The following is a 13,856-nucleotide window of genomic DNA, read 5'->3' as shown; positions in this document are numbered from 1 at the left end:
GTATCGAAGGAAGGTTCTCATCCGACATAGGGCGCACAGGAGGCGCACGATGCGTGTCGCGAACTTCCGCTGAATCGCGTTGACTTTTGGTGTCGTACGGAACTTACGGGTCGTTCGGGTCGTTCGGCTCGTACTGGCCGAACGGCCTCGGTGGCCGGATTCCGGGGGCTCCCGGAATCCGGCGACCGGGCGTGGGTCAGACGAGGCCGAGGCGGACGGCGGCCGCCTCGGCGTCGACGGGGACGGTGACGGGCTGCGGAGCGCCCGCGACCGCCCAGTCAGGGTCCTTCAGGCCGTTGCCGGTGACGGTGCACACGATCTTCTGGCCGGGGTCGACCAGGCCCAGCTCGGCGGCCTTGAGCAGACCGGCCACGGAGGCGGCCGAGGCGGGCTCGACGAAGACGCCCTCCTGCGCGGCCAACAGCCGGTAGGCGGCGAGGATCTGACGGTCCGTCACCTCGTCGATCAAGCCGCCCGACTCGTCGCGCGCGGCCAGCGCGTAGTCCCAGGAGGCCGGGTTGCCGATGCGGATCGCGGTGGCGATGGTGTGCGGCTCCTTGACGACTTCACCGCGCACGATGGGCGCGGAGCCGGAGGCCTGGAAACCCCACACGCGGGGCGTACAGGAGGCCAGGCCGTCGGCCTTGTACTCCTTGAACCCCTTCCAGTACGCGGTGATGTTGCCGGCGTTGCCGACCGGCAGCACGTGGATGTCGGGGGCGTCGCCGAGCGCGTCGACGATCTCGAACGCGGCCGTCTTCTGGCCCTCGATGCGCACCGGGTTGACGGAATTGACCAGCGCCACCGGGTAGTTGTCGGACAGCGCGCGGGCGAGGTCGAGGCAGTCGTCGAAATTGCCGTCGACCTGAAGGATCTTGGCGCCGTGGACCAGCGCCTGACCCATCTTGCCGAGCGCGATCTTGCCTTGGGGCACGAGGACCGCGCAGACCATGCCGGCGCGCACCGCGTACGCGGCGGCGGAGGCCGAGGTGTTGCCCGTGGAGGCGCAGATGACGGCCTTGGCGCCGTCCTCCTTGGCCTTGGTGATGGCCATGGTCATGCCGCGGTCCTTGAAGGACCCGGTGGGGTTGGCCCCCTCGACCTTGAGGTGCACCTCGCAGCCGGTGCGCTCGGAGAGCACCTGCGCGGGAACGAGGGGAGTGCCACCCTCACGGAGCGTGACCACGGGAGTCTTGTCCGTCACCGGCAGGCGGTCCCGGTACTCCTCGATGATGCCGCGCCACTGGTGGGTGCGATTGCTGCTCATGGGTCCTTACTCCCCTTCAACACGCATGATGCTGGCGACACCGCGGACGGTGTCCAGCTTCCGCAGCGCCGTGACGACCCCGGAGAGGGCCGCGTCGGGCGCGCGGTGGGTGACGACGACGAGGGAGGCCTCGCCGTCCTTGCCCTGCTGCCGCACGGTGTCGATCGAGACACCCTGCTCCGCGAATACCGTCGCCACCTGGGCGAGCACGCCCGGCTTGTCGGCCACATCGAGGCTGATGTGGTAGCGGGTGACGACTTCTCCTATGGGGCTGACCGGCAGCTGGGTGTACGCCGACTCGCCGGGCCCCGTTGCCTCGGCGAGCTTGTTGCGGCAGACGGCGACGAGGTCGCCCAGGACCGCCGAGGCGGTCGGAGCGCCGCCCGCGCCGGGCCCGTAGAACATGAGCCGCCCGGCGGCCTCCGCCTCGACGAAGACCGCGTTGTACGCCTCGCGGACGGAGGCGAGCGGGTGGGTGAGCGGGATCATCGCCGGGTGGACGCGGGCGGTGACGGACTCGCCGTCCTCGGCGCGCTCCAGGATGGCGAGGAGCTTGATGGTGCAGCCCATGCGCTTCGCGGAGGCGAAGTCGGCGGCGCTGACCTCGGTCATGCCCTCGCGGTAGACGTCGTCGAGGCGGGCCCGGGTGTGGAAGGCGATGCCGGCCAGGATCGCGGCCTTGGCGGCGGCGTCGTAGCCCTCCACGTCGGCGGTGGGGTCGGCCTCGGCGTACCCGAGGGCGGTGGCCTCGTCGAGTGCTTCCTGGTAGCCCGCGCCGGTGGAGTCCATCTTGTCGAGGATGAAGTTCGTCGTGCCGTTGACGATGCCCATCACCCGGTTGATCTTGTCGCCGGCGAGGGACTCGCGCATCGGGCGGACCAGCGGGATCGCGCCGGCGACGGCGGCCTCGTAGTAGAGGTCGAGCCCGGCGGCCTCGGCGGCGGCGTGCAGCGAGGCGCCGTCCTGGGCGAGCAGGGCCTTGTTCGCCGAGACGACCGAGATGCCGTTCTCGAAGGCGGTGGTGATCAGGGTGCGGGCGGGCTCGATGCCGCCGATGACCTCGATGGCCACGTCGATGTCGCCGCGTTTGAGCAGGGCGGTCGCATCGGTGGTGACGAGCGCCGGGTCGATGCCCTCGCGCACCTTGGAGGGACGGCGCACGGCGACGCCGGCGAGCTCGACGGGCACGCCGATCCTGGCTGTCAGATCGTCGGCGTGCGTCGTCATGATGCGCGCCACCTCTGAGCCGACCACTCCACAGCCCAGCAGCGCCACCTTCAGCGGACGCGTACGCATCATTCGACCTACGCCTTTCGATCTTTCTTCGCTACCTTGCGCACGGTTTGTACGCCAGGTGTGAACCAGTCTCACTCAATGGACAGCAGTTTCCACCTTCGGTCCATTGAGTGAGACGTCTATTTCATTATCCGAGGTCGAGAGACAGGAGATCTTCTTCCGTCTCGCGCCGGACGATGACTCGGGCCTGTCCGTCGCGCACGGCGACGACGGGCGGGCGGAGCGCGTGGTTGTAGTTGCTGGCCATGGATCGGCAGTACGCGCCGGTGGCGGGCACGGCGAGCAGGTCGCCCGGGGCGAGGTCGGCGGGCAGGAACGCGTCCTTGACGACGATGTCGCCGCTCTCGCAGTGCTTGCCGACGACGCGGACCAGCATGGGCTCGGCGTCGGAGACGCGGGAGACGAGGGAGACCCCGTATTCGGCGTCGTAGAGCGCGGTACGGATGTTGTCGGACATGCCGCCGTCGACGGAGACGTACGTACGGAGCCCTTCGAGCGGCTTGATGGTGCCGACCTCGTACAGGGTGAAGGCGGTCGGGCCGACGATGGCGCGGCCGGGCTCGACGGAGATGCGGGGCGCGCGCAGGCCGGCGCTCTCGCACTCGCGGGCGACGATCTCGTGCAGGGCCTTGGCGATCTCGTGCGGCTCGCGGGGGTCGTCGGCGGAGGTGTACGCGATGCCGAGGCCGCCGCCGAGGTCGATCTCGGGCAGCTCGACGCCGTGCTCGTCGCGTACGGCGGCCAGGAGCTGGACCACGCGCTTGGCGGAGACCTCGAAGCCGGCCATGTCGAAGATCTGCGAGCCGATGTGGGAGTGGACGCCGAGCAGCTCCAGCGAGTCGTGCCCGAGGGCGCAGCGTACGGCCTCGGCGGCGGACCCGTCGGCGACGGCGATCCCGAACTTCTGGTCCTCGTGCGCGGTCGCGATGAACTCGTGCGTGTGCGCCTCCACGCCCACGGTCACCCGGATCTGCACGGGCTGGCGCACGCCGAGCTCGCGGGCGATGTGCGCGACGCGGGCGATCTCCTGGAAGGAGTCGAGGACGATGCGCCCCACTCCGGCCTCGACGGCCCGGCGGATCTCGCGCTCGGACTTGTTGTTGCCGTGGTAGGCGATCTGCGCGGCGGGCATCTCGGCGGCGAGGGCGGTGGTCAGCTCACCACTGGAGCAAACGTCGAGATTCAGCCCTTCTTCCCGCAGCCACTTCACGACGGCCTTGGAGAGGAACGCCTTGCCGGCGTAGAACACGTCCGCGTCGGGGCCGAAGGCGTGCGCCCAGGCCCGGCAGCGCTGGCGGAAGTCCTCTTCGTCGAGGAAGTAGGCGGGGGTCCCGAACTCCTGGGCGAGCTTGGTGACTTCGATCCCGCCCACGCAGGCCACGCCCGCGCTGTTGCGCGTGACGGTCCGCGCCCACACCTTCTCGTCGAGGACGTTCAGGTCGGCGGGCGGCGGGGAGTAGTGGCCCTCGGGCAGCACATCGGCGTGGCGGGGGCCGGCGGGGTGCGCGGAACGGCTCATCGGTGTCTCTCTTCACAGATCACAGGGATCACGGGGATCACAGGCAGTCGGGAGCGTCGATGCCGAGCAGGGCGAGGCCGCCGGCCAGCACCGTTCCGGCGGCTTCGGCAAGGGCCAGCCGGGCGCGGTGGGCGGCCGAGGGTTTCTCGTCCCCCTGGGGCAGGACGCGGTACTGGAAGTCGAGCAGGGCGTCGGCCAGCTCGACGAGATGCCTGACGAGCCGCTCGGGCGCACGGTGGTGCGCGGCGGCTTCGAGTACGAGGGGGTAGTCGCGCAGCGCGCGCAGGAGCGGGGCGGCGTCGGTGGCGTCGGCGTCGTTCGCGGGCTCCCCGGGCTCGGAGCGGAAGCCGAGGTCGGCGGCGTTGCGCGAGAGCGCCCGGGAGCGGGCATGGGCGTACCTGACGCGGAAGAACTCGCTGGACTCGTCCTGGACGAGCAGCCGCGCGGAGAACACCGGGGTCTCCTGCGGCGGCACGCAGAGCATGGCCCAGGCGGCGGCGCCCGCACCGTAGGCCGCCCGTACGTCACCGTCGCGCCGGGCGACGGGGGCGACGGGTACGGGGGTGCCGGATTCCAGGCCCTGGCTGTCGCGCACCCGCTGCACGGCGGCCCGTACGACAGCGGCCCGCAGCTCGGGGCCGTCGGGGGCCGGGGCGAACCCGTACCGCGCCCCGCGCTCCCGCACGTCGCGCACGAGGCCGGCGACGGGGGCCGGGCCCATGACGAAGTTCAGGAAGCCCGGGCCGGTGATCTCCACGCGTTCGATGCCGGGCACGGCGGCCAGGCGGCGGGCCAGTACGCCCGCGACGTGCCCGGGGCCGAGGGCGGCACTCTTGGCCAGCTGGAGGGCGACGGGGGTGGCGTACTCCCCCACCCCGCCGGGCCGCGTCCGCTCGACGACGACCCGCTCGGGCACGACCGCATCCGCGGGCAGCTCCCCGTCCTCGACGGCGCAGCGCACGGCGCGCACGACGGTACGGGAGAGGTCGGCGGGGGTCACGTGCCCCAGCCTAGGGGAGAAGCCCCCACGTCACGCGAATGGTTTCGCCATGTGGAACAGCCCGCCGCCGGTAGCCGGCCGACCATGATCCGCCGGACAGGCCTAGCCCCTGCCCCGCCCGGCGGGGGTGCCCATCCGCTCGCGGCGGTCCCGGCGCTCGATGAGCCGCCGTACGACCCGTACCAGCTCGGCGGGCTCGAAGGGCTTAGCCAAAAACGCATCCACCCCGGCGGCGATCCCGGCCTCCACCTCGTGCTGCGTACAGGCACTGACGATGGCGACGGGCAGGTGCCGCGTCCGCGGATCGGCCCGCAACTGCGCGGCCGTCCCGAACCCGTCCAGCCGAGGCATGACCACATCAAGGGTGATCGCGTCCGGGTTGACCCGGTGCACGATGTCCAGGCACTCGGCACCATCGTTCGCGGTCACGACCTCGAAGCCCTCCAGCTCGAGATTGACCTTGATCAGCTGCCGGATGACCTTGTTGTCGTCAACAACAAGCACCCGGCGCGAGGCGCCTGGCACAACTCGAGAGTAGGTCCGCCCCGGCCCCCGCGTCCGGGTTTTTGCCACTTCCACCCCCTCCGGGCGACCGACCTCCCTCTCCCCCGCAAACCGTTTCTGATCACCCCGCGGAAGCTGGTAGTGTTCAACCCGTCGCCGCAACGCGAACGACGCGCCCCCGTAGCTCAGGGGATAGAGCAACGGCCTCCGGAGCCGTGTGCGCAGGTTCGAATCCTGCCGGGGGCACTTCGCAGGAAGTGCCCAAGACCCCGCCATCAGCGCCTCAGCTGAGACGGGGTCTTCGCGTATGCGCGGCCAACTGCCGTGCTGCGCAGGCCGGTCCGGGTGTGGGGCGCCTACCCGGTTGCGGTGAGTGCCTCGGCCAAGGCGCGGGCGCTCGCCGGGGCACCGTGGACCGGTTCGCCGTACACGGGGTGGGCCCGGTCCAGGGTGGGCAGGAGGCTCGGGGCGCGGTCGGTGGGGGCGCGGTCGATGAGCGTGGTGCCCGTTTCGGCTTCCTGGGTGGGGGCGTAGCCGGCTGTGCGGAGAGCTGACAGTGTCTCCTCCGGCGGGGCTGTGGAGATCAGGACCGTGGGGGCGATGCGGCGCAGGCGGAGTTTGGTCAGGCCGCGGGCCTGGGCCACCTCGGCGATCAGGGCGGTGTCGTCCGAGCGGATGCAGCAGGCGGAGCGGACGACCTTGAGTTGTCCGTGGGTGCGGGCGGTGTCTTTGATCGTGTAGGCCAGTGGTTGGGGGAGGGGGGTGCCGCGCTCGCTTGCCGCCGTGAGGCGGTCGAGTAGTTCGTCTGCGCTCCAGCCGGCGTCCAGGGCCCGGCGGATGGAGGTTGCCGTGATGCGCCAGACCACCGCGTGGCCCTCGGACTCGATGTCCCCGACCGCGGAGAGCAGGTCGGCGAGGGCGGGCGCGGGGGCGCCGGTGACCGTGGCGGTCAGGTCGCTCTGGAACCGGGCCGTGTCGCTGGGCTCGGGCAGCGCTGCGTACAGCTCCTCGCGGAGGGTGGTCACCGCCTTCGCCAAGGTGGGGCGGAGGGAGAGGTCCTCGCCCAGGCCCTCCGAGCCACGGGCGGACGGGTCGGAGTCCGCGCCGGGCACTGCCGGGTAGTGGTGTGCGGCTCCCGCCTCCAGCAGTCGGCACAGGGCCCGCCCGGCGGGAGTGAGCGCGCCGTGAGCGACCATGCCCAGCAGGGCCGCCTCTGTCAGGGTGGCCGCCATGCGGTCGAGCACTTCGTGCAGGCCGGTCAGCTCCCCCGCGTCGTCTGCGGCCAGGTGGCCGCGCAGGGCGGGCTGGAACCACGCGGCCAGGGCGAGGAGTTCGGTGAGTCCCCGCGCGTCCCCGCTCAGCCCGTGGCCGTCGGGGAGGGTGGCGAGCGCTCGTAGGACCCCGGTGCGCAGGGTCACGGCGTCCCCGTCCTGCGGGCTGACGAGCGCGACCGGCGTCTCGTCGGGGTCCGGCCAGTGGCTGAGCACTGCGGGGACCACGGCCCAGGCGGCTAGCAGCGGCAGCAGCTTGCCCGCTGCGGGGGCGGCCGCCCAAGCGTCGTAGCGGTCGCTCGGCAGCAGCCGGGCAGCGGGCTTGGGTCCCTTGGAGTTCCGGCGGCCGCGGGGGACGGGGGCCGGTTCGTCGTCCTGAGGCGCGGCCAGGCCGGCGTTGACCGCGAGGTCCAGCCACAGCCGGGTGTCGGCCTCATCGGCCCCGGCCGCCTTGGCCAGCCGCCGGGTGTCCCGTACAGCGATCCCGCCCGCCTTGCGGATCGCGACCGGCTGGGCGGCCAGCGCCCGCAGCACCAGTTCGGCCCGCCATGCGGCCGCCGCGGCGGCCGTGCCTCCCTCACCGTCCCAGCCGGACGGCAGCGGCCGGGTGGCGGTGAACGGCTCTGGTTCCAGCTCGGGGCTGGGTGCCGCGCCGCTGTCACGGAGCGCACGGGCGACCTCGTACGGAAGCTCCACCAGGTCGAGGCCGACGGGGACCAGCAGTCCGCGCACGGCCAGCCAGTCGGTGCCCTCGTCGCCGCTGCCGCCCTCCCGGAAGACGTACTTGGCGTCCGGGCCCGCGTACTGCGACCCGTACCGGCTGACGAAGCAGTGGGTTCGCAGCAGCGGCGGGCCGGGGACCAGGTGGTCCAGCAGCTCCAGCGCCCGGCCCGGAGCGTCCGCTACCAATGCCCGCACCCGGGCGGGATCGGCGAGCAGGGCGATGATCAGCTCCTGGGCCTGGTCGCGGGTACGGGCCGCGCCCTCGCCGAAGAGGCTGACGGCGATCCGCTTGACCTCGGGGGCGTTGTAGGCGTGGGTCAGCAGCCGGTCGGCGGTGCGCCCGTAACCGTCGAACCCAGCGGCCCGGACATGCAACAGCGGCGGCAGCGCCAGTTTCCCGTCGGGCGCGGGGAGCAACAGCGCGCGCTCCCGCAGTCGGGCGAGCGTGTGCTCCGCCCGCCGGCGCTTCTCCCCCGGCTCGAACCAGGCCAGTACGTCCCGCTCGGGCACCAGTCGGTCCGCGGGCTCCACCGCGGCAACGAGCTTCTGCTGTTGCCAGGGATACCGGGGCCCGTCCTCGGCCTCGCCATCGGCGACGGGGCCGTGGCGCTCCAGGGCGAGGGCGGCGATGGAGGCGAGCAATTCCACTTCTCCGGCGGTGCCCGCCATCAGGCCCTGGCCCACCGACTCGTCAGTGAGCAGGTGTTCGGCGAGGTCGCGGAGGGTGGTGATCCGTCGGTGCTCGGCGGCGAGCGGCAGATCCCGCTCCTCCAGCAAGGCGGTCAGCCGCTCGGGATCCAGGGTGTCCAGCCACTTGACGAGGGCGGTACGCGCGTTCACCCGGCCAGGCTAGCGCCGTCCGGTCACCACGCGGGGGTGAACCGGCCGCGGCCCCTCGGACCGCCGTGCTCAGAACCGGCACGGGCTCCCGCCGCCTGGCCCGTCACCTTGCCGCCGCGCGTATGAACTCGGGTGCCCGGGGGGGGGCTCAGAGGACGGTCGACGCCTACTGCCCTCGGGCTCCCGAGGTAGGTGCATCACCATGCCTACCCGTGGCACGCAGCCGGCCGAGGACGGCGCGCTCATGCGGGCCCATACCCTGGAGCGGTAGGTATTCGTCGGACCTCGCGCCGAACAGCGCATCCTGTGCCACGTGCGGTTCCTGCTTGAACTCGTTTACTTGGCCTCAAGTTCCTTGATGGGGGTGGCGGCCCATCGTGCGGGCTGGGGATGCGGGCATGGTTGAGGGAGGAGTGGGTCGCTGATGACGGTTTTTGTGTGTCGTGGGTGTGGGCGGGCGGTTTCGGCGGGGGTTGTCGAGCGGGGGCTGCCGGATCCGGCTGTGGATGAGGGGTGGCACCAGCCCGTTTCCGGCGCCATGGATGAGATGGGGCATACCGACGCGCCCATCGTGCGGATGGCGCCGGGGGCGTTTGCCGTGGATCCCGAGCCGTCCGGGCCGCCGTACGTGCTGGACGACTCGTCCGGGCTGTTGGTGGAGTCCGGGCCGAGCCGCACCATCGTGCTCCACCCCGGGGATGGCATCGGGTTGGAGGGGCACCCGGACCTCGCCATGCGCCGCGGCTACTGCTGCGGGATGGACGGTGAGTGGGGGCCCAATCTGGTGTGCTCGTGCGGCGCGGTCGTCGCCACTCTGTATTCGGACTGCTACCAGGTGCAGGAGCTGCGGTTGCAGCCCGACGCCGTCGAGCGCCGCGACTGATCGACGGCGAAGCGGCGGGTCATCGTCCCTGGGCGCGGTTGTACCAGTAGCGGGCTTCCTCCGGGTCTCCCTCGGCCGCTGCCACGTCGCCCAGGAGTCTGAGCACCGCGGCCGACAGCCCGTGCGGGGGCGGCGGGGGTGGGAGTGCGGGCGGCGGCTCCGGTGGGGGCAGTGGCTCGGGCGGCGTGGCGTCCTGGGGGCCGAGGACGGCGCCGGCCTGTTCCAGCAGGCCCGCGCTCACCAGCAGTTCGCAGTACAGGCGCCGCGCCTGGGGCTCCGTGTCCGGGTCGCCACAGGCGATGGCCGCCTCGAACCACCGGTACGCCTCCGCCAGCCGCTCGCCGACCGCCAGGACCTGCGCGAGCAGCAGCAGCGCCTGCGGCCGGTGCTGGACGTCGTCGGACTGGGCCAGGGGGAGCAGGGTCCGTTCCGCGTCGGCGTACAGCCCCAGGCGGAACAGGGTGCTGCCGAGGTAGCGCCGGGCCATTGGTTCGACCGTCGGGTCGTCGGCCGCGGAGGCCAGGGCGGCGGTCAGCAGCCTCCTGGCCTGCTCCAGGAGGCGCTGCGCCTCCGGCGAGCCGTCGTCGGCCATGGAGCGCCGTACGACTCCGAGCAGGGCTCCGGCGCGCGGCGCCGTCTCGGGGTCACCGAGGCCCAGCGCGGTTTCGAGGAGGTCGCCGGCGGCGCTGACCTCCCCCACGTCCAGCAGGAACTCGCCCATGCCGAGGTAGGCCAGGGCGATGGCCCCGGGATCGCCCGAGTTCTCCACGCCCATCAGGAGTTCCTCGGCCGCATCGCGGTCGCCCTGGCGCAGCAGCAGTACGCACAGCGAGGCCCTGGCGGCCTCCGTGATGTCCGAGGGCTCGTCCTGGAGCACCGCCCGCAGGAGTTCGGCGGCGCCCTCGTCGTCGTCGTCCTCGATCAGGCATTTGGCGAGCTGGAAGCGGGCCATCGGCGAGGCGGGGTGTACGCCCGCGTCACCCGCGGCGCGCAGGTGCGCGATGCCCTCCGCCCGGCGTCCGCTGCCGATGATGACCATGCCGAGCAGGGCCCTGCCCCAGGTCGCCGCGGTCTCGTCTTCGTCTTCGGCCAGCTCCCGCAGCAGGTCCTCGGCGCGCTCGAAGTCCTCCCGGTCGGCGAGCATGACGGCCAGGTCGTAGCGGGCGATCAGGGACCAGTGCGGGTGCTCGGACTCGATCGCGATGCGGTACGCGTCCTCGGCCTCCTCCAGGAGGCCCTCCCGTACGAGCAGGTCCCCGAGGAGGTCCGCGGCGCGCGGCCCCTGGTGCGGGTGCCCGGAGTCGATCACCGCGGCCAGCAGCTCGCGCGCCCGCGCCGCGCCGCCCTCCTGGCCGGACAGCAGCACGCCGAGGGCGATACGGGCCGGCGGCGACCAGTGCCAGTGCTCGGCGTCGATCGCGATGCGGTACGCGTCCTCGGCCTCCGCCGGGAGTTCCTCCCGTACGAGCAGGTCCCCGAGCACGGCGGCGGCGCGCGGGCCCTGGTGCGGGTGCCCGGAGCCGATCACGTCCACCAGCAGCTCACGCGCCCGCGCCACCCCGTCCGGCCCCTCGGCCGCCCCGTCCGGCCCGCCGTCGCCGATCCCGTCCGGTGCCTCGTCGGCCTCGTCGGGCTCGTCGGGCTCCTCGCGGGCGAGCAGCACCGCGAGGGCGATGCGGGCCGGCGGCGTCCAGTCGGGGTGGTCGGCACCGGCCACCAGCTCCAGCCACTCCTCCGCGAGGGCGGGGTCGCCCAGTTCCGTGTGCCATTCGCCGAGGGCGCAGGCCGCCCGTAGCCCCTGGCTGGGGTGTCCGGCGGCGACCGCCTCGCCCAGTACGGCCAGGCCCTGCTCCTCCTCGCCCAGTCCCAGCAGCACGATGGCCAGGGTGACCTGGGCTGTCGGGAAGACCAGCGGGTGTCCGGAGTCGATCGCGGCTTCGAGCAGCTCGCGGGCCTCCTCGTACCTCTCCTGCTCGCTCAGCAGTGCGCCGAGGTCCGACTGGGCCCACGGCACGATGTGCGGCATGCCGCTGTCGATGACCGAGCGCAACAGGGCCTCGGCGCGCTCCAGCTTGCCCTGGTGGACCAGCACCCCGCCGAGGTTCGCGCGGGCCAGGGAGGTGATCTGGGCGGCGACGTCCTCGCCCACCATGCGGGTCAGGGCCCACGGCCGCTCCACGGGCGGCGCGGAGCCGAGTCCCCGGGAGATGCCCATGCCGGTGCCGGGCTTGCCGAGTTCGGTGCCGGGCTCGCGGCCGGTCCGTACGCCGGCCAGGTCGCCCTCGGTCAGTGACCTGACCAGTTGGGCGGTGGCCAGCGGTTCGGCTTCCATGTCCCCGGACGCGATGATGGCTTCGAGCAGTTGTTCGGCCCGTTCGGTGTCGCCCTCCATGACGAGTACGCGCGCCATGCCCACCTGCGCCAGCTGGGAGATCTGCGGGTCGGTGGAGCCCAGGGCGCGCTCCAGCAGTCCCCTGGCGCGCGACCGGTCGCCGGTCATCACCAGCGCGCTGGCCAGTTCGATCTGGGCCAGCGGGGCGACGTTCTCCGCCCCGGAGGAGGCTGCGGTGTCCAGCAGTTCCACGGCCGCCTCGAAGTCGCCCATCACCAGGCGGATCTGACCGAGCATCAGCGAGGCCCACGCAGAGCCGTCCCGGTCCTCCAGCGACCCCGCGATCCGCCGCAGCAGCGGCTCGGCGACCTCGGCCTCCTCGCGGACCAGCGCCGTGTAGGCGATCGGCAGGAGCTCGGTGGCCGTGCGGCGGTCGGCGAGGTAGTCCCAGGCGAAGCGGGGCACGGGGGCGGACGGATCGTCGGCGCGGCTGTCCAGGTACTCCGAGGTGTAGGGGAAGCCGGTGTACGCGGGCAGGTCGTGCGACCCCGGTACCTGGTAGACCAGGGCGACGGCTCCGACCACCGGCTCTCTGGCCCAGGCCAGGCCGGTCCGGTACAGCGCCTCGTCGGGGACGAACTGCGGGTGGTGCTCGGACATGTAGGCGCGGAACAGGTCGAGCAGGACGGGCTCGGGGACCGGCCCGGTCATGCCCATCCGGTGCCAGTCGGTCACCGCCTTGACCAGTGCCCACCCTTCGGGGCAGCTGTCGGCTCCGTCCTCGTAGCGCTGTTCCACTCCGGGGGCGGCGACCATGTGCTCGCCGATGCCCCGCCCGGCGAAGTCCTCGCGGGGATACAGCTCCCGGGCGACCGCTGCGTCCTCCGGACCGAGGAGCGGCGGCAGTTCGACGGTGTACGTCTTGCCGAGCACGGTACGGGCGACGCGGCCGAGGTCGTTCTCCATGGCGGTCAGGGCGGCGCGCTGCTTGGCCGGGATGGTGGCGACGACCGTGACGGCGGGCTGCTTGCGGGCCAGCCGGTCGAGGATCTGGAGGTCCAGGCCGCCGGGGCGCAGGTAGCGGTGCAGGTCGTCCAGCCAGAGCACGATCCGGTCCTGGCCGGACGGCAGGCCGAGCCGGCTCAGGTCGTCCAGGATCCGGCGGTCCGTGCCGTCCGGGCGCGGCACGATCAGCCGGGCGCCGGGCATCGTGCGCAGCAGCGCCTCGTACAGGGTGCGGGACTTGCCGGCCTTGGAGCGTCCGGCCAGCAGCACGAAGCGCGAGTCCGCCAGGGCGGCGTCGAGGAGGCCGTCCTGCGGGCGGCGGGGTACGTAGGGCGAGTGCTCGGGGCGGTCGCTGTACTTGGAGCGGGAGACTCCGATGTCGTGCGGGTCGACCTGGTCGACGCGCGGGATCTCCCCGTCCTCGGTGAGCGGGAGCCAGAGCAGGCTCTCCAGCCGGTCCCGCAGCTCCCGCGTCGTGGCCCCGCGTACGTACGGTCCGAGCTCGGGCCAGTAGCGGACCAGGGTCTCGACCCTGATCGCGTACGCCGTGCGCCGGTCGATCTTGGCCACGGAGTCGCGGGCGACCAGCATGCCGACGACGCCCTCGCTGTTCTCGTCCCAGACCGGGGAGCCGGAGAAGCCCTGTTCGAGCGACCAGCCGCTGTGGGGGCTGGCCTCGACCTGGAGCCACTCGCTGCCGGCGTGGCCGATGATCTCGCCCCGCACCGGGACTCCCCGGAGCGGGTGCTCCCGGGGGTAGCCGTACGCGCGGAACTGGTGGTCCCACGTGCCGGAGTCGGTGGTCCGCAGCAGGGCGGGCGCCGCTTCGGGGGGCGCGGGGGCGCCGAGTTCGAGGACCGCGACGTCGCCCGTCTCGGCGCCGACGGCGGGGTGCCAGCCGCCGGGGACGACCGTGGCGGGCAGCGGGTCGTGCGCCTCGGCGTACTGGAACTCGACGAACACCGGTTCCTCCGGCACGCCGAGCGCCGTGCCCGCCCGTACGACGTGGGCGCAGGTCAGGACGTGCCGGGGGGTGACCAGCAGGCCGGCCCCGACGGGGAGTTCGCCCCGGGACCGGCGGATGCTCACCAGCCAGGGCGGGCGCTCGCGCGCCGCGGCGGCGTCCGTGGCCGCCGAAGGGCCGGGGGAGGCCGAGCCCGAGCCCGATACCGAGCCCGGAGCGGCGGCCGGGGCTGCTGAGAGGTCTTCGGACAAG

General features: G+C 72.8%; 8 protein-coding genes and 1 tRNA gene. 2 read left to right on the top strand and 7 right to left on the bottom strand.

Going from position 1 to position 13,856, the window contains the following annotated elements; genetic code table 11:
• Positions 1-196: 196 nt before the first annotated feature.
• The 5 genes from thrC to ACZ7GJ_RS04805 form a co-directional block, all read right to left on the bottom strand.
• Entirely contained in the window at positions 197-1,267 is a 1,071-nt protein-coding gene (thrC, locus tag ACZ7GJ_RS04825; protein WP_470749428.1) for a threonine synthase, read from the bottom strand.
• A 6-nt stretch (positions 1,268-1,273) separates the two neighbouring features.
• A complete protein-coding gene (locus tag ACZ7GJ_RS04820; protein WP_470749426.1) occupies positions 1,274-2,566 on the bottom strand; it encodes a homoserine dehydrogenase in 1,293 nt (430 codons plus the stop codon).
• 124 nt (positions 2,567-2,690) lie between these two features.
• On the bottom strand, positions 2,691-4,082 hold the full coding sequence (gene lysA, locus ACZ7GJ_RS04815) for a diaminopimelate decarboxylase (protein ID WP_470749424.1): 1,392 nt from the start codon (positions 4,080-4,082) through the stop codon (positions 2,691-2,693).
• A gap of 37 nt (positions 4,083-4,119) precedes the next feature.
• Positions 4,120-5,082, bottom strand: coding sequence for an ArgS-related anticodon-binding protein NrtL (gene nrtL, locus ACZ7GJ_RS04810; RefSeq protein WP_470749422.1), 963 nt, complete (start codon positions 5,080-5,082; stop codon positions 4,120-4,122).
• A 102-nt stretch (positions 5,083-5,184) separates the two neighbouring features.
• The gene (locus ACZ7GJ_RS04805; protein WP_365922292.1) at positions 5,185-5,655 is read right to left on the bottom strand and encodes a response regulator; all 471 of its coding nucleotides are present in this window, start codon (positions 5,653-5,655) and stop codon (positions 5,185-5,187) included.
• Between the two features lie 105 nt (positions 5,656-5,760).
• Between ACZ7GJ_RS04805 and ACZ7GJ_RS04800 the strand changes: the two genes are divergently transcribed.
• Positions 5,761-5,832, top strand: a tRNA-Arg gene (locus ACZ7GJ_RS04800).
• Positions 5,833-5,942: 110 nt separating this feature from the next.
• On the opposite strand, the gene ACZ7GJ_RS04795 is transcribed toward ACZ7GJ_RS04800, so the two are convergent.
• Positions 5,943-8,420: a helicase-associated domain-containing protein gene (locus ACZ7GJ_RS04795; RefSeq protein ID WP_470749420.1), complete on the bottom strand. Its 2,478-nt coding sequence runs from the start codon at positions 8,418-8,420 to the stop codon at positions 5,943-5,945.
• 424 nt (positions 8,421-8,844) lie between these two features.
• On the opposite strand from ACZ7GJ_RS04795, the gene ACZ7GJ_RS04790 reads away from it, so the two are divergent.
• Positions 8,845-9,303, top strand: a complete 459-nt coding sequence (locus ACZ7GJ_RS04790; protein WP_470749418.1) for a hypothetical protein — start codon at positions 8,845-8,847, stop codon at positions 9,301-9,303.
• Between the two features lie 19 nt (positions 9,304-9,322).
• Here ACZ7GJ_RS04790 and ACZ7GJ_RS04785 read toward each other — a convergent pair whose 3' ends face one another.
• Complete coding sequence (locus ACZ7GJ_RS04785; protein ID WP_470749416.1) at positions 9,323-13,855, bottom strand: tetratricopeptide repeat protein; 4,533 nt, start codon at positions 13,853-13,855, stop codon at positions 9,323-9,325.
• Between the last annotated feature and the right edge of the window lies 1 nt (position 13,856).

The organism is Streptomyces sp. NPDC037242 (genome assembly GCF_055604165.1).
Note: the sequence above shows the minus strand (reverse complement) of the source record. Positions and strands in the feature narration are given on the sequence as shown.